The organism is Enterobacter sp. AC1, assembly GCF_050434705.1.
Lineage (GTDB): Bacteria > Pseudomonadota > Gammaproteobacteria > Enterobacterales > Enterobacteriaceae > Enterobacter > Enterobacter cloacae_L.
In genome coordinates this window covers 958841-980865 of record NZ_JBNDIZ010000002.1, presented here as the reverse complement: position 1 = coordinate 980865, position 22025 = coordinate 958841, and the positions used below count along the sequence as shown (strand labels likewise).

Here is a 22025-nt window from a genome sequence, read left to right as displayed (position 1 = left end):
ACCCAACATTACCGTCCTGTGGCGACGGAAACAGTCATTTTCTGGTTAGGGAGAATACATGCGAACCCTTTGGCGAATCATTGCCGGTTTCTTTAAATGGACGTGGAGACTGCTCAACTTCGTCCGCAACCTGGTGATGAATATCTTCTTCATCTTCCTGGTGCTGGTTTGCGCGGGCATCTGGATGCACATCAGCAGTGCAAATCAGGCGCAGCATTCAACGCGCGGCGCGCTATTACTCGATATCACCGGCGTGATTGTTGATAAGCCGTCCACCAGCAGTCGCCTGAGCGTGATTGGTCGCCAGCTGTTTGGCGCAACCTCAGACCGCCTGCAGGAAAACTCCCTGTTCGATATCGTCGATACCATCCGCCAGGCCAAAGACGACCGGAACATCACCGGGATCGTGCTGGATCTGAAAGATTTTGCCGGAGGCGATCAGCCTTCAATGCAGTACATCGGTAAAGCGCTGCGCGAATTCCGCGACAGCGGCAAGCCGGTGATTGCCGTGGGCGACAGCTACAGCCAGGGGCAATATTACCTGGCGAGCTTTGCCAACAAAATCTGGCTCTCCCCGCAGGGTACGGTCGATCTGCACGGCTTTGCCACCAACGGCCTGTACTACAAGTCTCTGCTCGACAAGCTGAAGGTCACCACCCACGTCTTCCGCGTCGGGACCTATAAATCTGCGGTTGAGCCGTTTATCCGCGACGATATGTCCCCTGCCGCCCGTGAAGCGGACAGCCGCTGGATTGGCGAACTGTGGCAGAACTATCTGGGCACCGTTGCCGCTAACCGTCAGATTACGCCTGAGCAGGTGTTCCCGGGCGCGCAGGGCGTGCTGGAGGGCCTGCGCAAGGTTGACGGTGATACCGCGAAATATGCGCTCGATAACAAACTGGTTGATGCCCTGGGCACCAGCGCCGAGATTGAAAAATCCCTGAGCAAACAGTTTGGCTGGAGCAAAGAGGACAAAAATTACAGCGCCATCAGCATGTATGATTACTCGACGAAAAAACCGGATGAGAACGGTGACAGCGTTGCGGTCGTCTTTGCGAACGGTGCCATCATGGACGGTCAGGAGACCCCGGGGAACGTGGGCGGCGATACTACCGCGTCGCAAATCCGCGATGCTCGCCTCGATCCGAAAGTGAAAGCGATTGTCCTGCGGGTGAACAGCCCTGGCGGCAGCGTCAGCGCCTCTGAGGTGATCCGCGCTGAACTGGCTGCGGCGCGTGCCGCCGGCAAGCCGGTAGTCGTATCCATGGGCGGAATGGCCGCCTCCGGGGGGTACTGGATCTCAACGCCAGCCAACTACATCGTGGCCAACCCAAGCACGCTGACCGGCTCGATTGGCATCTTCGGGGTCATCAACACCGTAGAAAACAGCCTGGATTCTCTGGGCGTGCATACCGATGGCGTTGCGACCTCCCCGCTGGCGGATGTGTCGGTGACAAAATCCCTGCCGCCGGAAGTCTCTGAGATGATGCAGCTCAGCATTGAGAATGGCTATAAACGCTTTATCACCCTCGTGGCGGATTCGCGTAAAAAGACGCCTGAGCAGATCGATCAGATTGCACAGGGCCACGTCTGGACCGGCCAGGATGCGAAGAGCAACGGTCTGGTTGACAGCCTGGGCGACTTCGATGACGCGGTGAAGAAAGCCGCCGAGTTGGCGAAGCTCAAGCAGTGGCATATCGAGTATTACCAGGACGAGCCGTCGTTCTTCGATATGGTCATGGACAGCATGTCCGGCTCGGTACGCGCCATGCTGCCGGAGGCGATGCAGGCTTACCTGCCTGCGCCGGTTGCCACGGCGGCGAAAGCGATGAAGGCGGAAAGCGATAAGCTCGCGGCCTTTAACGATCCGCAGAGTCGTTACGCGTTTTGCCTGACCTGCGCGAACGTCCGTTAAAACCGTCCCCTCTTCCCGCGAAGAGGGGATTTTTTTCTTTTGAAGAACAAGAACTCACACCCATGCAGAAGAAATCGATTTATGTAGCCTACACTGGCGGTACCATCGGTATGCAGCGCTCTGAAAACGGCTATATCCCTGTCTCCGGCCATCTTCAACGTCAGCTTGCGCTGATGCCAGAATTCCACCGTCCGGAAATGCCTGACTTTACTATCCACGAGTACGAGCCGCTGATGGACTCCTCCGACATGACGCCGGAAGACTGGCAGCACATCGCGGATGACATTAAAGCCCATTACGATAAGTACGATGGCTTCGTGATCCTGCACGGTACAGACACCATGGCCTTTACCGCCTCGGCGCTCTCCTTCATGCTGGAGAACCTGAGCAAGCCGGTTATCGTGACGGGCTCGCAAATTCCGCTGGCGGAGCTGCGCTCGGACGGTCAGATCAACCTGCTTAACTCCCTGTACGTTGCGGCGAACTACCCGATTAACGAAGTATCGCTGTTCTTTAACAACCGCCTCTATCGCGGGAACCGCACCACCAAAGCCCATGCCGATGGTTTTGACGCCTTCGCCTCGCCGAACCTACAGCCTCTGCTGGAAGCGGGTATTCATATCCGTCGTCTGGGAACGCCGCCTGCGCCAAACACCGCCGGCGAGCTGATTGTGCATCCGATCACGCCACAACCGATTGGCGTGGTGACCATCTACCCGGGTATCTCGGCGGACGTGGTGCGTAACTTCCTGCGACAGCCGGTGAAAGCGCTGATTTTGCGCTCCTATGGCGTGGGCAATGCGCCGCAGAACGGCGAATTCCTGAAAGAGCTTCAGGAAGCCAGCGAGCGCGGAATTGTGGTGGTGAATCTAACGCAGTGTATGTCCGGTAAAGTCAACATGGGCGGCTATGCCACCGGCAACGCGCTGGCGCATGCGGGAGTGATCAGCGGCTTCGATATGACCGTTGAGGCAACGCTGACTAAACTTCACTATTTACTGAGTCAGGATCTGGATATTCAGTCCATTCGCCGCGCGATGATGCAAAACCTGCGCGGCGAACTGACGCCTGACGAATAAGGAGGTCTCATGAAGCAACGCGCCCTGCTCCTGGTCGATTTGCAAAATGATTTCTGCGCGGGCGGTGCGCTGGCCGTCGCCGAAGGTGACAGCACCGTTGACGTGGCAAACACGCTGATTGACTGGTGCAAATCCCGCGGTGAAGCGGTTGTCGCAAGCCAGGACTGGCACCCGGCTAACCACGGCAGCTTTGCCAGCCAGCACAGCGTTGAGCCTTTCACTCTGGGTGAACTCGACGGATTGCCGCAAACCTTCTGGCCGGATCACTGCGTACAGCAGACGGAAGGCGCTGAGCTGCATCCGCTCCTGAACCATAAAGCCATCGACGCGGTGTTCCATAAAGGTGAAAACCCGGCTATCGACAGCTATAGCGCGTTTTTTGATAACGGGCATCGCCAGAAAACGGCGCTGGACGCGTGGTTACGTCACCATGAAATCACGGAGCTGATTGTGCTGGGTCTGGCAACGGATTACTGCGTGAAGTTTACCGTGCTGGACGCGCTCCAGCTAGGCTATACCGTCAGCGTTATCACCGACGGCTGCCGCGGGGTGAACATTCAGCCGCATGACAGCGCCCAGGCGTTTATGGATATGGCAGCGGAAGGCGCAACGCTGTATACGCTCGAAGACTGGTTCGAAACGCAGGCATAAGCCTTTCTAGCCGGGTGGCGCTGCGCTTACCCGGCCTACAAAACCCGCAGAAAGTAGGCCGGGTAAGGCGAAGCCGCCACCCGGCATTTCTTCCCCAATCCCCATAAAGTGAACTCCCTCGCATCCTCAGCGCAGCGGCAATGCTATTCTCGTCAGGCTGTTTTTTCGCCACGCCTTTTCCGTGGCGTGGTTAATTTTATTATGTCAAAGAGGAACTTGTATGAAACGTATGCCTTTGCTGGCAGCATTGCCCCTGCTGTGCGCTTCCGTTGCTTCTGCCAGTACCCTGATGTCCGTGGGCTACTTTAACGGCGGAGGTGACGTCACCGCCGGACCGGGTGGCGATATCAATAAGCTGGACGTCCGTCAGATTACCCACCTGAACTACTCGTTTGGTCTGGTCTATAACGATGAAAAAGACGAAACCAACGCCGCGCTGAAAGATCCGGCGAAGCTGCATCAGATCTGGCTGTCACCCAAAGTCGCCTCCGACCTCGCGTTAATCCCGATCCTGCGTAAGCAAAATCCACATCTCAAAGTCCTGCTCTCCGTTGGCGGCTGGGGCGCCCGTGGCTTCTCCGGCGCGGCGGCCACCAAAGAGAGTCGCGCGGTGTTTATCCGCTCCGCGCAGGAGATTGTCGACAAATACGGCCTGGACGGAATCGATCTCGACTGGGAGTACCCGGTGAACGGTGCCTGGGGGCTGGTTGCAAGCCAGCCCGCCGATCGGGATAACTTCACCGCCCTGCTGAAAGAGTTGCGCGCCGCCTTCGGGCACAAAAAGCTGGTGACCATAGCGGTGGGCGCCAATGCGGAAAGTCCGAAAAGCTGGGTGGATGTCAAAGCCATCGCTCCCCTGCTCGACTACATCAACCTGATGACCTACGACATGGCGTACGGTACGCAGTACTTCAACGCCAACCTTTATGACTCCAGCGCCTGGCCGACGGTGGCCGCCGCGGACAAATACAGCGTGGATTTTGTGGTGAACAACTATCTGGCCGCTGGGCTGAAGCCGCAGCAGATGAACCTCGGAATCGGTTTCTATGGCCGCGTGCCAAAACGCGCGGTGGAACCGGGCATTGACTGGACGAAACCCGACGCGCAAAAAAATCCGGTCACGCAGCCCTACTTCGGTTCCCATGAGATTGAGTTGTTCAGATCGCTCGGCTATGACCTGACCAAAGATACCTACGTGAAGTACAACGATATCGTGAAGAAGCTGCTGAACGATCCGCAACAGCGCTTTACCGAGCACTGGGACGACCAGGCAAAAGTCCCATGGCTGTCGGTGAAAGATGCCGACGGCAACGCGCTGTTTGCGATTTCGTATGAGAATCCGCGTTCCGTTGCGATCAAAGCGGACTACATCAAAGAGAAAGGTCTTGCCGGGGCAATGTTCTGGGAGTACGGCGCGGATGACGAAAACCGGCTAGCGAAGCAGCTGGCGGAGTCGCTCGGGATCCCGCACAAGTAGTGAAGTAATCAAACCCTCTCCCTGTGGGCTGAGGGTTCCCCACAAAATAATGCCTGCACGGACAACCCCCTCTCCCTTGAGGGAGAGGGCTGGGGTGAGGGGGAACATACGGCTCTGGTGGTCATTACGTTCACTTCATGTTCCTTGCCACTCTGTAACGACATGACCTGTGGGAGAGGGCTGAGTGCACCGTTATTGCATTTTCATCGTCGCAATCGGCTTCGGCGTGATGCCGAAGTCCTCTTTCAGCTCACGCTTGCTCTTCATCACCATCTGACCCTGGGTGTCGATCGTCATGTGCTGCGCGTCGGTGTTATTGCGCGCCTGCCACAGCATCACCAGCTGCAGGCTGTTCTCTTTTTGCTCCGGCGTCAGCGCAACGCCGTCGGGCCATTTTCCCAGCTCCACGGCGGTCACCAGACGCTGATAAATCTCCGGCGTCATGCCGCTAATCATGTCATCAATATTCACAATCGCGCCCTTTCAAAGGAATAATTTGCTGAATCGTTTTTTCAACCCTTAACCTGGTCGCCGTTTTCGTCGTCAGTGAAGCTCATTGAGGCCGAATTCACGCAAAAACGCTCGCCCGTTGGCTGAGGGCCATCCGGGAAGACGTGCCCAAGGTGCGCATCGCAGTTACCGCAGCGAATTTCCGTGCGCACCATGCCGTGCGACGAGTCGGTCAGGTAGCGGATTGCCTCATCGCTCACCGGCTCGTAAAAGCTCGGCCAGCCGCAGCCAGAATCAAATTTCGTTTGTGAATTGAACAGAGGAGCATCACAGACCAGGCAGTGGTAGACGCCGTCTCGCTTGTTGTGCAGTAAACGCCCGGTAAACGGCGGCTCCGTTCCGTGATTCTGCGTCACGTAAAACTGCATTTCTGTGAGGTTTTTTTTCAAATCATCAGGGTTACGTTGGTTCGACATATGCTTACATCTCGCTGTAGAAACAGACATCTTTAACCCGGATTCTAACAAAACATTAACACCCTTGCGTGCACTTTTGTTCTAAACTTATGTGTCGCGAAAAGGCGGTCAGGCAATTGTGATCGTGTTCACATTTTTATCCTGCGAGGACTTTAAAATTCCGGGCGCAGCCCCCATGTGGTTGCAAGCTCAAAGGGAAAGTGAGGCGAGTCAGTCGCACAAACGTTAGTCACAGGATTGATTTGTCGCAATGATTGACACGATTCCGCTTGACGCTGCGTAAGGTTTTTGTAATTTTACAGGCAACCTTTTATTCACTAACAAATAGCTGGTGGAATATATGACTATCAAAGTAGGTATCAACGGTTTTGGCCGTATCGGCCGTATTGTTTTCCGTGCTGCTCAGAAACGTTCTGACATCGAAATCGTTGGTATCAACGATCTCCTGGACGCTGAATACATGGCGTACATGCTGAAGTACGACTCAACTCACGGTCGTTTCGACGGCACCGTTGAAGTGAAAGACGGCCACCTGGTTGTTAACGGTAAAACCATCCGCGTTACTGCTGAGAAAGACCCAGCTAACCTGAAATGGAACGAAATCGGTGTTGACGTTGTTGCTGAAGCTACCGGTATCTTCCTGACCGACGAAACCGCGCGTAAACACATCACCGCGGGTGCGAAAAAAGTTGTTCTGACTGGTCCTTCCAAAGACAACACCCCTATGTTCGTTCGCGGTGCAAACTTCGAAACTTACGCTGGCCAGGACATCGTTTCCAACGCATCCTGCACCACCAACTGCCTGGCTCCGCTGGCTAAAGTTATCAACGACAACTTCGGCATCGTTGAAGGTCTGATGACTACCGTTCACGCGACCACCGCTACTCAGAAAACCGTTGACGGCCCGTCTCACAAAGACTGGCGTGGCGGCCGTGGCGCGGCTCAGAACATCATCCCATCCTCTACCGGTGCTGCTAAAGCAGTAGGTAAAGTACTGCCAGAACTGAATGGCAAACTGACAGGTATGGCGTTCCGCGTTCCAACTCCTAACGTATCCGTTGTTGACCTGACCGTTCGTCTGGAAAAAGCTGCTTCTTATGAAGAAATTAAGAAAGCAATCAAAGCTGCTTCCGAAGGCGCAATGAAAGGCGTTCTGGGCTACACCGAAGACGACGTTGTATCTACCGATTTCAACGGCGAAGTGTGCACTTCCGTGTTCGATGCTAAAGCAGGTATCGCACTGAACGACAACTTCGTTAAACTGGTATCCTGGTACGACAACGAAACCGGCTACTCTAACAAAGTACTGGACCTGATCGCTCACATCTCCAAATAAGTTGAGATGAGTGTTTGATCCAAAAAGGCGACTTCGGTCGCCTTTTTTATTGTTTTTAGACAGAGGATTGCTTAATGATTAATAAAATTTTTGCACTTCCGGTAGTCGAACAACTTACCCCTGTGCTCTCCCGCCGTCTGATTGACGGTGCCGATGTTATCGTCGTTGACCATCCACGCGTGAAAGCCTCCGTGGCGCTGAACGGCGCTCACCTGCTCTCCTGGAAACCGGAAGGTGAAGCCGAGGGTTTGTGGCTGAGCGATGCGACCTCTTTCAAAAAAGGGGCGGCGATCCGCGGTGGCGTACCGATCTGCTGGCCGTGGTTCGGCCCTTCCGCACAGCAGGGTTTGCCTTCTCACGGGTTTGCCCGTAACCAGCAGTGGGCCCTGAAAGCGCATAATGAAGATGAAAACGGCGCAGTGCTGACCTTTGAACTGCAGGCAAATGATGAAACCCGCGCCCTCTGGCCGCACGATTTCACCCTGTACGCCCGCTTTAAGCTGAGCAAAACCTGCGAAATCGAACTGGAAGCCCACGGTGAGTTCGAAACCACCGCTGCCCTGCACACCTACTTCAACGTGGGTGATATCAGCGCAGTGAAGGTGAGCGGCCTTGGCGATACCTTTATCGACAAAGTGGATAACGCTAAAGAAGGGAAGCTGAGCGACGGGGTACAAACGTTCCCTGACCGTACCGATCGCGTCTATCTGCACCCGGAAGCCTGCAGTGTGATCCACGACGGTGCCCTGAACCGTGGAATTGAAGTGGTTCATCATCATCACAGCGACGTGGTGGGCTGGAACCCGGGTCCGGCACTTTCTGTCAGCATGGCCGACATGACGGATGAGGGTTATAAAACGTTTGTCTGCGTGGAAACCGCCTGCGTGAGCACCCCGCAAAAAGCGAGCGACGAAAAACCGTCTCGTTTAGGGCAGACGATTAAAATCGTGAAGCGCTAAGGCATTTCGCCTCCCCTGCTTCACTGCACCATACCAAAGCAAACGGGGCGCAAGCGCCCCGTTTTGATGCACTGAGTGCATGATTTCAGTGCGCAATCAGAACTTGTAGGTCACACCGACAGAGAAAATGCCTGCCCAGGATTTATCGACCATCGGGCTGTCTTTCACTTCATCGCTCAGGCGCTCATAGCGACCGGTTCCGTATACGCTCCAGTCACCGAGGAAGTTATAGCTCGCGGTCAGCTCCAGGTAGGGATCCCAGCCGTCATCAGCGCTATAGCTTTTCAGACCACTGCGGCGAGACTCGTTTTTAGACACGCCGTAATAGTAGTCGTTGTAGTTCTCGCTGTTGTACTGCACGCCGATACCTGGCGTCAGGGTCAACGCACCGTTGGTGTAGCGATATAACCACGCCAGATCCCAGATAAAGCCGTTGCTGTTATCCAGCGTATCACCCGCAAGGGCCGTACGCAGGAAGCCATACTGGGTGTTATGCACATATGAGAGACCGGCCATCATGGTGCTTTTACGCTTGTCGAGCTGGCGAAGCGCGTGGCTGTCGCTGTCTCCCGGCTTGAAGTGCGTTGGGTCGTAGTAGGCCATGATGGAGAGCTTATCGGCCGTATCGTTCCAGAGATAGTAGCCGCCGCCTAAGCCGCGGAACCAGAAGTTATCGCCTTCATAGGTGACAACCGGAACGGGATAAACATCACGGTCATACTGCTTGTACGGGCTGTTAATCACACCAGCGCCCGCGCCAACCGTCCACTGACTTTCCGCCTGTGCGGTGCTCACTGCGGTCGCGGCAAGGATGCCCAATGCCAGAAGTTTGAGTTTGGTCACAATCCATTCTTTCCTGTAGTCAAATAATCAGCGAGTGAAGTGTAACCGCCATTCCCGTACATCCCAAAATTTTTTGCCTGCTAATCAGTCTGATTAACCTCTTATCTTTAACTTTTCAGATGACAGCCCGCTTTCATTTATATGACCACCGCATGAAAAAGGGGCTTTTGCCTTAGAACCACAGTGGAAATTTTTGGATGAGTTATTGATATGTCATTGAAAGTAGATTTTATCGGCATGCAAGTTTTGCAAATGCCATCTACGCTTTAATTTAAGAAGAGTTTTCCTGAACACCCTGCGGTTCTTAGCGTCTGACCTGGCACACAGGTTGCTGCTCTGGCAGTGAGGTGCGAGAGATTCTCTTCCGGGAGCCTCCACTACTCATACGAACGGCTCTTATCCTGTGCTAAAAAACGAAAGGACGGCATGCCATGAATATATTCGATCACTATCGCCAGCGCTATGAAGCTGCCAAGGACGAAGAGTTCACCCTGCAGGAGTTTCTTACCATCTGTCGGCAAGATCGCAGTGCCTATGCCAATGCGGCAGAACGGCTATTGATGGCTATTGGTGAGCCAAACATGGTTGATACTGCCCTGGAACCCCGGCTTTCCCGTCTCTTTTCGAATCGGGTCGTCGCCCGATACCCGGCGTTTGAAGAGTTCTATGGTATGGAAGATGCCATTGAACAGATAGTCTCCTATCTGAAGCATGCCGCTCAGGGTCTGGAAGAGAAGAAACAGATCCTCTATTTACTCGGCCCGGTGGGTGGCGGTAAATCGTCTCTGGCTGAACGCCTGAAGTCGCTGATGCAGCGCGTCCCTATCTATGTGCTGAGCGCTAACGGCGAGCGCAGCCCGGTGAACGACCATCCGCTGTGCCTGTTTAATCCGCAGGAAGATGCGCAAATTCTGGATAAAGAGTATGGCATCCCGCGTCGCTATCTCGGCACCATCATGTCGCCGTGGGCGGCTAAACGCCTGCACGAGTTTGGTGGCGACATCACCAAGTTCCGCGTGGTGAAAGTCTGGCCATCCATTCTCGAACAGATCGCCATCGCCAAAACCGAACCCGGTGATGAGAACAACCAGGACATCTCGGCTCTGGTGGGTAAAGTCGACATCCGTAAGCTGGAAAACTTCGCGCAGAATGACCCGGATGCCTACGGTTACTCCGGCGCGCTGTGCCGCGCTAACCAGGGGATTATGGAATTCGTCGAGATGTTTAAAGCGCCGATCAAAGTGCTGCATCCTCTGCTGACGGCGACCCAGGAAGGAAACTACAACGGGACGGAAGGTATCTCCGCCCTGCCGTTTAACGGAATTATTCTCGCTCACTCGAATGAATCCGAATGGGTGACCTTCCGTAATAACAAAAACAATGAGGCCTTCCTTGACCGTGTTTACATCGTCAAAGTGCCTTATTGCCTGCGAATCTCCGAAGAGATCAAAATTTACGAGAAACTGCTTAACCACAGTGAGCTGGTGCATGCTCCGTGCGCGCCGGGCACCCTGGAAACGCTGTCTCGCTTCTCCATCCTTTCGCGCCTCAAAGAGCCGGAAAACTCCAGCATCTACTCGAAAATGCGCGTCTATGACGGTGAGAGCCTGAAGGACACCGACCCGAAAGCGAAGTCGTATCAGGAATACCGCGACTACGCAGGGGTCGATGAAGGGATGAACGGCCTGTCCACGCGTTTCGCGTTTAAGATCCTCTCCCGCGTCTTTAACTTCGACCACGCGGAAGTGGCGGCCAACCCGGTTCACCTGTTCTACGTCCTGGAGCAGCAGATAGAACGCGAGCAGTTCCCGCAGGAGCAGGCTGAACGCTACCTTGAGTTCCTGAAAGGTTACCTGATCCCGAAATACGCCGAGTTCATTGGCAAAGAGATCCAGACGGCCTACCTGGAATCCTATTCAGAATACGGGCAGAACATTTTCGACCGTTATGTCACCTATGCTGACTTCTGGATCCAGGATCAGGAGTACCGCGACCCGGATACCGGCCAGCTGTTTGACCGAGAATCCCTGAACGCCGAGCTGGAGAAAATCGAGAAGCCTGCCGGGATCAGCAACCCGAAAGACTTCCGTAACGAGATTGTGAACTTCGTCCTGCGCGCCAGAGCGCACAACAACGGGCGCAATCCAAACTGGACCAGCTACGAGAAGCTGCGCACGGTCATTGAGAAGAAAATGTTCTCCAATACCGAAGAGCTGTTGCCGGTGATTTCGTTTAACACCAAAACCTCAACCGATGAACAGAAAAAGCACGACGATTTTGTCGACCGTATGATGGAAAAAGGCTACACCCGCAAGCAGGTTCGCCTGCTCTGCGAATGGTATCTGCGCGTGCGTAAATCGTCCTAAAACAAGTGCCCGGCAGCGTTTAGCACCTGCCGGGCCTACAAAATGCAAGTTGGCAAATGCAGTACGGGGGGTATATGACCTGGTTTATTGACCGGCGTCTTAACGGCAAAAACAAGAGCACGGTGAACCGCCAGCGCTTCTTGCGTCGTTATAAAGCGCAAATTAAACAGTCTATCTCCGAGGCCATCAACAAACGCTCGGTGACCGACGTCGACAGCGGCGAATCTGTCTCCATCCCCACCGATGACATCAGCGAACCGATGTTTCATCAGGGGCGAGGCGGCCTGCGCCATCGCGTACATCCAGGTAATGACCACTTCGTTCAGAACGACAGAATTGAGCGTCCTCAGGGCGGTGGCGGTGGTTCAGGAAGCGGTCAGGGACAGGCCAGCCAGGACGGTGAAGGCCAGGACGAATTTGTCTTCCAGATCTCGAAAGATGAATATCTCGACCTGCTGTTTGAAGACCTGGCGCTGCCGAATCTGAAAAAGAATCAGCATCGCCAGCTTAATGAATATAAAACCCACCGCGCGGGCTATACCGCCAACGGCGTGCCCGCCAATATCAGCGTCGTGCGTTCGTTGCAGAATTCACTGGCGCGGCGCACGGCCATGACGGCAGGGAAACGTCGTGAACTGCGCGAGCTGGAGAGCAATCTGAAGGTGGTGGAAAACACCGAGCCGGCGCAACTGCTGGAAGAGGAGCGCCTGCGTAAGGAGATCGCGGAGCTGCGGGCGAAGATCGAACGGGTCCCGTTTATCGACACCTTCGACCTGCGCTACAAGAACTACGAAAAACGTCCGGAACCCTCCAGCCAGGCGGTGATGTTCTGCCTGATGGACGTCTCCGGCTCAATGGACCAGGCCACCAAAGACATGGCGAAGCGTTTTTATATTCTGCTCTATCTGTTCCTGAGCAGAACCTATAAGAACGTCGAGGTGGTCTATATTCGCCACCATACGCAGGCTAAAGAGGTGGATGAACACGAGTTCTTCTACTCGCAGGAGACAGGGGGCACCATCGTCTCCAGCGCGCTGAAGCTGATGGATGAGGTGGTGAAAGAGCGTTATGACCCGGCACAGTGGAACATTTATGCTGCGCAGGCGTCGGATGGCGACAACTGGGCTGATGACTCACCGCTGTGTCACGACATTCTGGCGAAGAAAATTCTGCCGGTAGTGCGCTACTACAGCTATATCGAAATCACCCGCCGCGCGCACCAGACCCTGTGGCGGGAGTATGAACATCTGCAGTCGATGTTCGATAACTTTGCCATGCAGCATATCCGTGACCAGGATGATATTTACCCCGTGTTCAGGGAGCTATTCCACAAGCAGTCTGCGACCAGCAACGCATAATCCAACAGCCAGCGAACTCGCTGGCTGTTCTCTTTCGACCCCGTTCATCCCGTGCTAATGTAGAACGCTGCATACTGGATTATCACCGGGAAAATCGTTATGACTGATGACGTTATTGGAACAGAAACCCACCAGCAACTGATCGCCTTACTCACCGAGCAGGGCGCGCGTTTTCGCGTCATGGAGCACGAGGCGGTCGGGAAATGTGAAGCGGTAAGCGAAATTCGCGGAACCGATCTGCGGCAAGGCGCAAAAGCCCTGGTCTGCAAGGTGAAGGGAAACGGTGTGAAAAAACACGTTCTGGCGATCCTGGCCGCCGATCTGCAGGCTGACCTGAGCCAGCTTGCCAGCCATTTTGGCGGGCTGAAGGCCTCCCTCGCCAGTCCGGCCGAAGTCGATGCCCTGACCGCCTGCGTTTTCGGCGCTATCCCGCCCTTTAGCTTCCATCCTGATTTGGCACTGGTTGCCGACCCGCTGCTGTTCGAGCGTTTTGACGAAATCGCGTTTAATGCCGGCCTGCTGGAAAAATCGGTGATTATGGATACCCAGGACTACCTGCGTATTGCGCGTCCTGAACTGGTGACGTTCCGTAAAGGATAGTCATAACGGCTGGCAAAACGGTCAGCCATTTTTTTCCAGAAAAAGCACCGACGCGATAAGAATAACGGCTATCGTCAAAAATGATGAAGAGATAATCAGCGTTTCAATAAACATTTGATCGTTCATGATGCGATCCCATTTGCCCCGTTTAGCCTTTTTTACCCCCTTAGAATGACAATAAAATGACAGCCACCGGTCTGAAGGGTGAATTTGTAGAGGCTGAAACGATTCGTTTAAAATAAATATCACCTCTGCAAAAATCGCTTTCATTCTCACCATTATGTTACCGGTATCACGAAAAGGTGTTTCCGTAACGTCATTGCCAAATCTCGCAATTGTTAACGACCGTAGCGTGGTTAAACATGCTAATCAGCACGTCTCATAAATAAGCCTTACACGAGCCAGGTGATTAACATGACCGATAAGATTACCCGCAAAGAAAAAATCAGCTATGGGCTGGGAGATATGGCCAGCCATATTGGGCTGGATAACGTCATTATATTTTTAACGTTTTATTATACGGACGTTGTGGGATTACCGGCAGCGTTTGTGGGGACGATGTTCCTGCTGGCCCGAACCGCGGACGCAATTATCGACCCGGCGATGGGCTATATTGCCGACCGCACCCGCACGCGCTGGGGAAAATTCCGACCGTGGATGCTGTGGCTGGCGCTGCCGTTTGGCGCAAGCTGCCTGCTCACCTACGCCGTGCCGGTGTCTCTCGATCTGCACGGTAAGATGATCTTCGCCACCGTCAGCTACACGTTGATGATGATCATGTACACCGCAATCAATATTCCCTACTGCTCAATGGGCGCGGTAATAACCCCTGATAACGACGCGCGTATTTCCCTGCAGTCATATCGTTTTTTCCTGGCGACGCTCGGCGGCGCACTCTCAACGTTCTTTATGATGCCGCTGGCAGAGTTTTTAGGAGGGGACGATAAATTACTGGGCTACCGCTGGGCAATGGCAATTATGGCTACGGTCGCCGTGATTATGTTCTGGATCTGTTTTGCCAATACCCGGGAGCGAATTAAAGCCCCCGCTACGCATAATAATTATCTGGCGGAGCTACGGGATTTATTACGGAACGACCAGTGGCGCGTTGTCGCGGTGCTGGTATTAACCAATATTGGTTTTGGGGTTATTCGACTCGGCGCAATGATGTATTTCGTCACCTATTATCTCGGCAGCGCCAGCTATTTTATGTGGATGCTGGGTGCGCATATTCTGGGGAAAGCCGCCGGCAGCGCGCTGGCAAAACGTCTTACGCACAGCTACAGCAAAGTGCAAATGTTTGGCTACTGCTCCGTCCTGGCGGGCGTGCTCAGCATTGCGCTGTTCTTCGTGCCGAAATCTGTCTTCCTTCTGGTTCCTCTGACCTTCATCGTCTCCACGCTCTATCAGGCCACCACCACGCTAATGTGGGTGATGATGGCGGACGTCGCCGACTACGGCGAATGGAAGCAGGGTAAACGCATGGACGGCGTGATCTTCTCGACGTTCCTGGCCGTGCTCAAGCTGGGCATGGCGATCAGCGGAGCCATTGTTGGCTGGACGCTAGGATCCAGCGGCTATGTGCCAAACGCCCCGGAGCAAACGGCGACCGCGATGTACTGCATTATCGCCCTCTTTACCATCGTTCCTGGCGCGCTGTCGCTCTGCGCGTTCACCACGCTGCGCTGGTACAAACTCGATGACAGCACGATGAAATCCATCCATCTTGCCAAACACAGTGTTTAAAAGGACGCCCTATCCATGAGTGAGCTGATTCAACATTCCAACAGTATTGAATGGCGTTTTGAACGCCAGATCCTGCGCATCGAACCCTGGGGACAAAACAGCCTGCGCGTCCGGGCGACCTGCTCTCCGGCGTTAAGTGACGCACAGCACGCGCTGCTGTCTGCGGCTCCCTGCTCTGCCGACATTACTGCTGAAGCCGAAAGCCTGACGCTTCGCAACGGCAACATCACCGCGACGCTGAACCTCAAGGGGCAACTTGCATTCTACAACCAGCGCGGCGAACTGCTGCTGGAGGAGATGTGGCGGCAGCGGTCAACGGTAGGCATCGGTGCCAGTGAAAAGAGTCAGGATAAGTACGTCAGCGCCCTGAAGCTGGATGGGCGAGAATTCAAGCCGCTGGCGGGCGGGAAATATCAACTCACGGTGCGTTTTGAATCACGCCCCGACGAACGCCTCTACGGCATGGGTCAGTATCAACAGCCGTGGCTGGATCTGAAAGGCTGCACGCTGGAGCTGGCGCAGCGTAACTCTCAGGCCAGCGTGCCCTTTGTGCAGTCCAGCCTTGGCTACGGCCTGCTGTGGAACAACCCGGCGATCGGCGAGGCCAGCTTTGCCAAAAACCAGACCGAATGGCGCGCCCGCGTCACGGGTGAGATGGATTACTGGATCACCGCAGCCGACACGATTGCCGATATTACCCGTCAGTACGTTAAGGCGACGGGGACCCCACCACAGGCTCCGGCCTTTATCAGCGGACTGTGGCAGTGCAAATTGCGCTACCGCACGCAGCAGGAAGTGCTGGAGGTGGCCCGGGAGTATCGCCGCCGCAGCCTGCCGCTTTCGGTAATGGTCATTGACTTCTTCCACTGGCCAAATCAGGGCACATGGTGCTTTGATCCTGTCGACTGGCCCAATCCTAAGGGCATGGTCGACGAGCTACGCGAGCTGGGTATTGCGCTGATGGTATCCGTCTGGCCTACGGTTGAGGCGCGCAGCCCACTCTATCCGGTGATGAAGGCCAAAGGGTGGCTGGTCAGCAGCGAGCGCGGGGTGCAGGTCAATCTGGACTTCATGGGCAATACCACCTTCTTTGACGCCACGCATCCCGAGGCCCGGCAGTTTGTCTGGGATACGGTGAAGAAAAATTACTACGACCTGGAGATCAAACTGTTCTGGCTGGACGAGGCGGAGCCCGAATACCGCGCCTACGACTTTGATAATTATCGCTACTACGCTGGCCCGGTCCTGGAAGTGGGAAACCGCTACCCGCGCGATTTTGCCCAAGGGTTTTATGATGGGCTGCAGGCCAGCGGCGAAACCGAAATCGTGAACCTGGTTCGCTGCGCCTGGGCAGGCAGCCAGCGCTACGGCGTATTGGCCTGGTCGGGGGACATCCACTCCTCCTTCCACGCGTTTCGCAACCAGCTCGCCGCCGGGCTAAACATGGGGCTGGCGGGGATCCCCTGGTGGACCACCGATATCGGCGGTTTCCAGGGCGGGAACGTCAACGACCCGGCGTTCCACGAGCTGCTGATCCGCTGGTTCCAGTGGGCGGTGTTTACCCCCGTGCTGCGCATGCACGGCTATCGTGAACCGCAGATCCAGCCGCCGGAGCGCTATCGCGACGGTATACCGCAGTGTAACAGCGGTTCACCGAATGAACTGTGGAGCTATGGAGAAGCCAACTTCGCTATCATGCAGCGCTGGCTCTCCGTACGCGAGAAGCTGCGTCCCTATATTGATGCGTTATACGAGAATGCCCACCGGCAGGGCGACCCGCTTATGCGCCCCCTGTTCTGGCATTACCCACAGGAAACACAAAGCTGGGAAACGGAGGATCAGTATCTGTTTGGCGAAGATTTGCTGGTTGCGCCGGTGATGCATGCCGGCCAGCGCGAGCGCGAGGTCTGGCTCCCGGCAGGGAACGGCTGGCTGGCGCTTAACGGCGAGCGCTACGCGGGGGGCGAGCGCATTACGGTACCGGCAGCGCTGGAAACCATTCCGGTCTTTATTCGCGAAGGCAGTCCGCTGGTGCAAACGCTGCTGAGCTGACGATGGGCAAGTGCCCAAAAAAAGAGGTTTTTTTTGACAAAGGCCTGTTTGCTCACGCATTTGCGCGTACAGTAAGCAGGCTTACTTTTTTTGGCAAGGACCTCTGCATGTTTGACCCTACTCTGCTCATTCTCCTGGCGCTCGCCGCGCTCGGCTTTGTTAGCCATAACACCACCGTGGCCATTTCTATTCTGGTGCTGATTATCGTGCGCGTGACCCCGTTAAATACCTTTTTCCCGTGGATAGAAAAACAGGGCCTGACCATTGGGATAATCATTTTAACCATTGGGGTGATGGCGCCCATCGCCAGCGGTACGCTTCCCGCCTCAACGCTGCTGCACTCGTTTGTAAACTGGAAATCGCTGGTGGCGATCGCGGTGGGGATTTTCGTCTCGTGGCTGGGCGGACGCGGCGTCACGCTGATGAGTAGCCAGCCCTCGCTGGTGGCGGGTCTGCTGGTGGGCACCGTGCTGGGTGTGGCGCTCTTTCGCGGCGTTCCGGTGGGCCCGCTGATTGCAGCAGGCCTGGTCTCGCTGTTTATTGGGAAGTCGTAGTCAGGCTGGCCATGTAACGCGCAGGCGTCTGACCCAATCCCTTCTTGAACATGGTGATAAACGCGGTGGTCGAGTCATAGCCCAGTGACTGTGCCACCTGCTGTACCGATTTCCCACCAATCAAATGCTGTAACGCCACAATCAGCTGCAGCTGGTGACGCCAGCGGCGAAAGCTTAAGCCGGTCTCTTTCACCACCAGCCGCGCCAGGTTGCGTTCACTCATGGCAAAGTGGCTCGCCCACTGCGCCAGCGTCTGCCAGGCCGCGGGCTCTTCCGCCATCTTCTCGCTCATCAGCCGGATTTTTGGATGGGGCGAAACGGGCAGCTGCAGATGCTCCTGACGCTGGAGCGGCAGCTCGTCAAACAGGACGTCCACCAGGCGCGAGGTGGCCGCAAGCTGCAGCTGTTCACGCGATTTTTCCGCGAGCGACAAAATTAGCTCCCGCACCAGCGGGGAGATTTTCAGGGTGCAGCAGCGCTCCGGCAAGCTGGCAGCCCCCGGTTCAATGAACAAAAAGCAGAGCTGCGCTCCCGGCGTGGCCCTGTTGCTGTGCGGCATCTGGCCGGGGATCCAGACGGCGTACTGGGGCGGCACCATCAGCATGGCATTTTCCACTTCGCAGGTGATCGCGCCGCCGAGGGCCAGAATCATCTGTCCCTTACGGTGATGATGAAGCGGAATATATTGTTCCTCCGCCACCACGCGAATGCGAAATGCGACGGCCGCATCGTGCTGGCTATCGGGATCGTAGCCGTCCAGTCCCAGGCCAATCATCAGGTTGTCCGATATGAGCGATAAACTGTCATTTTAGCCTGATTTCAACCGCTGAGAAAATCGGTATTGTGTGCGCTCGCTTGAACGTATGAGAACATAATGACTACTGCTATTCGCACTTCAGGAAAACATGGCGCGCTGCTGATCGCAGGTATCCTGATGATTGCCACCACGCTTCGCGTCACCTTCACCGGGGCAGCCCCGCTGCTCGATACTATTCGTCTTGATTATGGCTTAACCACGGCGCAAACCGGTTTGCTGACTACCCTGCCGCTGCTGGCCTTCGCCCTTGTCTCGCCGCTTGCAGCCGGCGTGGCCCGGCGTATCGGCATGGAGCGCAGCCTGTTTATTGCCCTGCTGCTGATTTGCGCCGGAATTGCCCTGCGCTCCCTGCCTTCCGCCGCCCTGCTTTTCATCGGAACGGCGGTCATCGGCTGCGGGATAGCGCTGGGGAATGTGCTGTTACCCGGATTAATTAAGCGTGACTTTCCAGGCCAGGTGGCGAAACTCACCGGAGCCTATTCCCTGACGATGGGTGTCTCGGCGGCGCTCGGCTCGGCGCTGATTGTTCCCCTGGCGCAGGGGGCGGCAGGCTGGCATGGCGCACTGCTGATGCTAATGGTGTTTCCGCTTGTGGCACTGCTGCTCTGGCTGCCGCAGTGGCGACAGAAGCATGTCGCGACGGTAACCGGCGCTGGCGCGCTGCATAACCGCGCGATCTGGCGCTCAGCCCTCGCGTGGCAGGTGACGCTCTTTTTGGGAATCAACTCGCTGATTTACTACGTCATCATCGGCTGGCTGCCGGCAATATTGCTCAGCCACGGCTACAGCGAAGCGCAGGCCGGCTCGGTGCATGGTCTTTTACAGCTGGCTACGGCCGTGCCTGGACTTGCCGTTCCGCTGATCCTCCTGCGTCTGAAAGATCAGCGGGGGATCGCCGGCGCGGTGGCGTTGATGTGCGCAGTAAGCGCGGCGGGGCTGTGGTTTATGCCTGACATGGCGGTGATGTGGACGCTGGTGTTTGGCTTTGGCTCCGGGGCAACGATGATCCTCGGCCTGACGTTCATCGGCCTGCGCGCCAGCTCTGCACACCAGGCTGCGGCGCTGTCCGGAATGGCACAGTCGATTGGCTACCTGCTCGCCGCCTGCGGTCCCCCGCTGATGGGGAAAATTCACGATACCGCAGGAGACTGGCAAATCCCACTTCTGGTCTGCGCGCTGGCCGCCGTGATAATGGCCATCTGCGGCGTGTTAGCCGGGCGAGACCGGGAGATCGCGCCCCGTTAAATCCAGAGGCAGACCATCGGGTCTGCTTTTTTTACCCGCGCGCCGCGCGCAGCATCGCCTGCACCAGCACGACCGGACGCCCTTCCAGCGCGGCACGCTCATGCTGGAATAAGGTGATCACGAAGAACGGGTGCGTAACCAGTTCTGCGGCACGAATCTCTCCCTGCTCATCCCAACCCGTAACATGCATATCGCCGCTTTCCAGCGCCTGTGCAAACGCCGGCGACACGCCATAGTTACAGTGATACCCCTCTACAATTTCCGGCCTGCCGTAGGCTTTCGCGATCAGCGTATTATTACGCAGCTCAATGGCATCGGTTTTCTCCACCAGCGAGCAGGTCAGCGGCGCAATCACCATGGTGCCTTCGGTATCCGTCTCGGCATGTGCCGCATCCGCCCAGCCCAATACATTTCGGGCATACTCAATCAGCGCGTGCTGGAACCCACCACAGGTGCCAAGGAACGGAATGCTGTTTTCACGGGCGTAGCGCGCGGCGATAAAAGCGGCTTCCGTGTTTTTATAGGGGCTTGCAGGAACCAGCCATATAGCATCGTAGCCCACCAGATCCTCAGGGCTCGTCAGCTCCGTGGTGGCAAGCCAGTCGTAATCGGCGGTGAGGTCAAGCACTGCGGCGGCGTCGTCAATGGCCAGTGGGATCGCCTGATGCGCAATAACATCGGGATTGTAATCGCCTACCAGCGCAATGCGCAGCGTCGTTTTAACCGGGAGGTGTTCCATGAAAGGTTCCTTATGCCAGAGAATTATCAGATAACATAAGGAACCTCAGACTACCGATCTTCTGCAATTATCACAATACCTTAAATTGGGAGGGTGGAATTATGATTCAGTGCAAACGCGTATACGAACAGGCAGGTCCGGACGACGGTTATCGGGTTCTGGTGGACAAACTGTGGCCGCGCGGCGTTAAAAAAACGGACCTCGCCTATGATGAGTGGTGTAAAGTACTCACGCCATCGAATGAACTACGCAAGGCCTTTCACAGCGAAACTATTGATTTCGCCGCCTTCAGTCAGGCGTATCGGGAAGAGCTGGCGCAGCATACGGACGAGGGAGTGCGCCTGGCGGCGCGGGCAAAAAAACAGACCGTCACCCTGCTCTTTGCCGCCAAAAACACGGAGCAAAATCACGCCCTGGTATTAGCCGACTGGCTGCGCCATCTGTAATCAGCCGATGGTCAGCGCATCCACAATTTGCGGTGCTTCATCCGGGGTGAGCGGCATCAGATGTTCGGGGCGAACAAACGCAAACCCGTGCTGATTGTCAAACGCGTAAACATCACCCGTCACCAGCCAAAGCGCGCGATCTGCGGTAGCGGGTAATTGCGTCATGACGCCGTTGACCGGGTTAACGAAACGCATTCCGGGCTGGCAAAGGCCAAACAATTCAACAGATTTACCAATATTGCGACGACCAGACGCCGTGCGGGCACCCACGATCATCGCCATGCTGCCCGGTTTAAGCTGAAACATACTTCTCTCACGATAACGGTAGCCAGGAACTGGCTAAGAATAATCCTAAAGAGAAGTGTATCGCAGGTAATATGACTTTGTCATCTGGTGGGTTGCGGACGATCGCGACGATAGAGCGTCCATTCATCGATCACTTCGCCGCCCGGTAATTTGCACTCGGTACGGACGCCCTGCGGGCTCTGAACCGGGATCTGTTCCCCGCCTTTCTCCAGGCAGTACACGGAGGCCGGGTTCGCCATACCGATAGCGTGTGGTGGTTTCGGCGCATCAGGCGGCGTTGTTTTTGTGGTACAGGCGACTAAGGGCAAGGCCAGCGCCAGAAGCAGAAATCTCATCACTTTGATCCTTTTGACATCATTACAGGTTAAGGGTAACGGGTCAGCGCCGCTTTCTCCATGATTTCTCCATTTTAACTGCACTTTTCAACACTATAGTGTGGCATGTTCTCGATATGACCAGAGAACATCATTCCGTAATCAAGATGTCTTTGCCCCGGTCTCAACAACGGGGCCTTTTTTCTCGCCCGCTGCCCTCCCGCTGCATATATTAAATTTTCTGTATTCATGTTTTACTATGCCCGAAGTCTAAAAAGTCAGCATAACATGCAGAT

At 55.6% G+C, this 22025-nt stretch carries 22 protein-coding genes; 14 read left to right on the top strand and 8 right to left on the bottom strand.

What is annotated here, in order from left to right; translation table 11 throughout:
- Positions 1-58 precede the first annotated feature (58 nt).
- The 4 genes from sppA (at position 59) to M2433_RS09570 (ending at position 5122) form a co-directional block, all read left to right on the top strand.
- Complete coding sequence (gene sppA, locus M2433_RS09585) at positions 59-1915, top strand: signal peptide peptidase SppA (RefSeq protein WP_429057116.1); 1857 nt, start codon at positions 59-61, stop codon at positions 1913-1915.
- Positions 1916-1977: 62 nt separating this feature from the next.
- Complete coding sequence (ansA, locus tag M2433_RS09580; protein WP_429057113.1) at positions 1978-2994, top strand: asparaginase; 1017 nt, start codon at positions 1978-1980, stop codon at positions 2992-2994.
- Between the two features lie 9 nt (positions 2995-3003).
- Positions 3004-3645 (top strand): bifunctional nicotinamidase/pyrazinamidase, encoded by a 642-nt coding sequence (pncA, locus tag M2433_RS09575; protein ID WP_429057111.1) that lies wholly within the window; start codon positions 3004-3006, stop codon positions 3643-3645.
- A 220-nt stretch (positions 3646-3865) separates the two neighbouring features.
- Entirely contained in the window at positions 3866-5122 is a 1257-nt protein-coding gene (locus M2433_RS09570) for a glycoside hydrolase family 18 protein (protein ID WP_429057109.1), read from the top strand.
- Positions 5123-5314: 192 nt separating this feature from the next.
- Here M2433_RS09570 and M2433_RS09565 read toward each other — a convergent pair whose 3' ends face one another.
- Complete coding sequence (locus M2433_RS09565; RefSeq protein WP_196239757.1) at positions 5315-5578, bottom strand: YeaC family protein; 264 nt, start codon at positions 5576-5578, stop codon at positions 5315-5317.
- A 56-nt stretch (positions 5579-5634) separates the two neighbouring features.
- Positions 5635-6048, bottom strand: a complete 414-nt coding sequence (gene msrB / locus M2433_RS09560; protein ID WP_029739831.1) for a peptide-methionine (R)-S-oxide reductase MsrB — start codon at positions 6046-6048, stop codon at positions 5635-5637.
- A 340-nt stretch (positions 6049-6388) separates the two neighbouring features.
- On the opposite strand from msrB, the gene gapA reads away from it, so the two are divergent.
- The gene (gapA, locus tag M2433_RS09555) at positions 6389-7384 is read left to right on the top strand and encodes a glyceraldehyde-3-phosphate dehydrogenase (protein WP_020884442.1); all 996 of its coding nucleotides are present in this window, start codon (positions 6389-6391) and stop codon (positions 7382-7384) included.
- Positions 7385-7458: 74 nt separating this feature from the next.
- Positions 7459-8343, top strand: coding sequence for a D-hexose-6-phosphate mutarotase (locus M2433_RS09550; RefSeq protein ID WP_429057106.1), 885 nt, complete (start codon positions 7459-7461; stop codon positions 8341-8343).
- A 96-nt stretch (positions 8344-8439) separates the two neighbouring features.
- Here M2433_RS09550 and M2433_RS09545 read toward each other — a convergent pair whose 3' ends face one another.
- Positions 8440-9186 (bottom strand): MipA/OmpV family protein, encoded by a 747-nt coding sequence (locus tag M2433_RS09545; RefSeq protein WP_047348908.1) that lies wholly within the window; start codon positions 9184-9186, stop codon positions 8440-8442.
- Between the two features lie 431 nt (positions 9187-9617).
- On the opposite strand from M2433_RS09545, the gene yeaG reads away from it, so the two are divergent.
- From yeaG to M2433_RS09530, 3 genes are all read left to right on the top strand, one after another.
- On the top strand, positions 9618-11552 hold the full coding sequence (gene yeaG / locus M2433_RS09540) for a protein kinase YeaG (RefSeq protein WP_047348909.1): 1935 nt from the start codon (positions 9618-9620) through the stop codon (positions 11550-11552).
- A gap of 74 nt (positions 11553-11626) precedes the next feature.
- Positions 11627-12910, top strand: coding sequence for a YeaH/YhbH family protein (locus tag M2433_RS09535; RefSeq protein WP_059310993.1), 1284 nt, complete (start codon positions 11627-11629; stop codon positions 12908-12910).
- A gap of 99 nt (positions 12911-13009) precedes the next feature.
- Entirely contained in the window at positions 13010-13510 is a 501-nt protein-coding gene (locus M2433_RS09530) for a YbaK/prolyl-tRNA synthetase associated domain-containing protein (RefSeq protein ID WP_429057103.1), read from the top strand.
- 21 nt (positions 13511-13531) lie between these two features.
- Here the strand turns inward: M2433_RS09530 and yoaI are convergent, their stop codons facing one another.
- Positions 13532-13636, bottom strand: a complete 105-nt coding sequence (gene yoaI, locus M2433_RS09525; RefSeq protein WP_235836409.1) for a small membrane protein YoaI — start codon at positions 13634-13636, stop codon at positions 13532-13534.
- Between the two features lie 288 nt (positions 13637-13924).
- Here yoaI and M2433_RS09520 point away from each other — a divergent pair, with 288 nt between their 5' ends.
- The 3 genes from M2433_RS09520 (at position 13925) to M2433_RS09510 (ending at position 17862) form a co-directional block, all read left to right on the top strand.
- Positions 13925-15256 (top strand): glycoside-pentoside-hexuronide (GPH):cation symporter, encoded by a 1332-nt coding sequence (locus M2433_RS09520; RefSeq protein WP_429057101.1) that lies wholly within the window; start codon positions 13925-13927, stop codon positions 15254-15256.
- A gap of 15 nt (positions 15257-15271) precedes the next feature.
- Entirely contained in the window at positions 15272-17308 is a 2037-nt protein-coding gene (locus tag M2433_RS09515; RefSeq protein WP_429057098.1) for a glycoside hydrolase family 31 protein, read from the top strand.
- 107 nt (positions 17309-17415) lie between these two features.
- A complete protein-coding gene (locus M2433_RS09510; RefSeq protein WP_024908579.1) occupies positions 17416-17862 on the top strand; it encodes a DUF441 domain-containing protein in 447 nt (148 codons plus the stop codon).
- On the opposite strand, the gene M2433_RS09505 is transcribed toward M2433_RS09510, so the two are convergent.
- Positions 17846-18637 carry an AraC family transcriptional regulator gene (locus M2433_RS09505; protein ID WP_059310995.1) on the bottom strand — a complete coding sequence of 264 codons (792 nt, stop codon included), beginning with the start codon at positions 18635-18637 and terminating at the stop codon, positions 17846-17848. The two genes, M2433_RS09510 and M2433_RS09505, sit on opposite strands and share 17 nt — an antisense overlap.
- Positions 18638-18736: 99 nt before the next feature.
- Here M2433_RS09505 and M2433_RS09500 point away from each other — a divergent pair, with 99 nt between their 5' ends.
- Complete coding sequence (locus M2433_RS09500; protein WP_429057096.1) at positions 18737-19924, top strand: CynX/NimT family MFS transporter; 1188 nt, start codon at positions 18737-18739, stop codon at positions 19922-19924.
- A gap of 31 nt (positions 19925-19955) precedes the next feature.
- On the opposite strand, the gene M2433_RS09495 is transcribed toward M2433_RS09500, so the two are convergent.
- Complete coding sequence (locus M2433_RS09495; RefSeq protein WP_429057094.1) at positions 19956-20663, bottom strand: CTP synthase C-terminal region-related (seleno)protein; 708 nt, start codon at positions 20661-20663, stop codon at positions 19956-19958.
- 101 nt (positions 20664-20764) lie between these two features.
- Here M2433_RS09495 and M2433_RS09490 point away from each other — a divergent pair, with 101 nt between their 5' ends.
- On the top strand, positions 20765-21109 hold the full coding sequence (locus tag M2433_RS09490) for a DUF488 domain-containing protein (protein WP_429057092.1): 345 nt from the start codon (positions 20765-20767) through the stop codon (positions 21107-21109).
- On the opposite strand, the gene M2433_RS09485 is transcribed toward M2433_RS09490, so the two are convergent.
- Together M2433_RS09485 and M2433_RS09480 are read right to left on the bottom strand one after the other, a co-directional pair.
- The gene (locus tag M2433_RS09485; RefSeq protein WP_063432102.1) at positions 21110-21415 is read right to left on the bottom strand and encodes a hypothetical protein; all 306 of its coding nucleotides are present in this window, start codon (positions 21413-21415) and stop codon (positions 21110-21112) included.
- Positions 21416-21495: 80 nt separating this feature from the next.
- Positions 21496-21750 carry a putative hemolysin gene (locus tag M2433_RS09480; protein ID WP_059311000.1) on the bottom strand — a complete coding sequence of 85 codons (255 nt, stop codon included), beginning with the start codon at positions 21748-21750 and terminating at the stop codon, positions 21496-21498.
- Positions 21751-22025: the final 275 nt, after the last annotated feature.

Excerpts from the sequence above, each read along its gene's own strand:
- yoaI (WP_235836409.1), bottom strand. The coding sequence starts at position 13,636 with ATGAACGATCAAATGTTTATTGAAACGCTGATTATCTCTTCATCATTT.
- M2433_RS09570 (WP_429057109.1), top strand. The coding sequence starts at position 3,866 with ATGAAACGTATGCCTTTGCTGGCAGCATTGCCCCTGCTGTGCGCTTCC.
- pncA (WP_429057111.1), top strand. The coding sequence starts at position 3,004 with ATGAAGCAACGCGCCCTGCTCCTGGTCGATTTGCAAAATGATTTCTGC.
- M2433_RS09550 (WP_429057106.1), top strand. The coding sequence starts at position 7,459 with ATGATTAATAAAATTTTTGCACTTCCGGTAGTCGAACAACTTACCCCT.
- sppA (WP_429057116.1), top strand. The coding sequence starts at position 59 with ATGCGAACCCTTTGGCGAATCATTGCCGGTTTCTTTAAATGGACGTGG.
- M2433_RS09515 (WP_429057098.1), top strand. The coding sequence starts at position 15,272 with ATGAGTGAGCTGATTCAACATTCCAACAGTATTGAATGGCGTTTTGAA.
- M2433_RS09535 (WP_059310993.1), top strand. The coding sequence starts at position 11,627 with ATGACCTGGTTTATTGACCGGCGTCTTAACGGCAAAAACAAGAGCACG.
- M2433_RS09565 (WP_196239757.1), bottom strand. The coding sequence starts at position 5,578 with ATGATTAGCGGCATGACGCCGGAGATTTATCAGCGTCTGGTGACCGCC.
- M2433_RS09505 (WP_059310995.1), bottom strand. The coding sequence starts at position 18,637 with ATGATTGGCCTGGGACTGGACGGCTACGATCCCGATAGCCAGCACGAT.
- yeaG (WP_047348909.1), top strand. The coding sequence starts at position 9,618 with ATGAATATATTCGATCACTATCGCCAGCGCTATGAAGCTGCCAAGGAC.
- M2433_RS09520 (WP_429057101.1), top strand. The coding sequence starts at position 13,925 with ATGACCGATAAGATTACCCGCAAAGAAAAAATCAGCTATGGGCTGGGA.
- msrB (WP_029739831.1), bottom strand. The coding sequence starts at position 6,048 with ATGTCGAACCAACGTAACCCTGATGATTTGAAAAAAAACCTCACAGAA.
- M2433_RS09510 (WP_024908579.1), top strand. The coding sequence starts at position 17,416 with ATGTTTGACCCTACTCTGCTCATTCTCCTGGCGCTCGCCGCGCTCGGC.
- M2433_RS09485 (WP_063432102.1), bottom strand. The coding sequence starts at position 21,415 with ATGTTTCAGCTTAAACCGGGCAGCATGGCGATGATCGTGGGTGCCCGC.
- ansA (WP_429057113.1), top strand. The coding sequence starts at position 1,978 with ATGCAGAAGAAATCGATTTATGTAGCCTACACTGGCGGTACCATCGGT.
- M2433_RS09490 (WP_429057092.1), top strand. The coding sequence starts at position 20,765 with ATGATTCAGTGCAAACGCGTATACGAACAGGCAGGTCCGGACGACGGT.
- M2433_RS09495 (WP_429057094.1), bottom strand. The coding sequence starts at position 20,663 with ATGGAACACCTCCCGGTTAAAACGACGCTGCGCATTGCGCTGGTAGGC.
- gapA (WP_020884442.1), top strand. The coding sequence starts at position 6,389 with ATGACTATCAAAGTAGGTATCAACGGTTTTGGCCGTATCGGCCGTATT.
- M2433_RS09480 (WP_059311000.1), bottom strand. The coding sequence starts at position 21,750 with ATGAGATTTCTGCTTCTGGCGCTGGCCTTGCCCTTAGTCGCCTGTACC.
- M2433_RS09530 (WP_429057103.1), top strand. The coding sequence starts at position 13,010 with ATGACTGATGACGTTATTGGAACAGAAACCCACCAGCAACTGATCGCC.
- M2433_RS09500 (WP_429057096.1), top strand. The coding sequence starts at position 18,737 with ATGACTACTGCTATTCGCACTTCAGGAAAACATGGCGCGCTGCTGATC.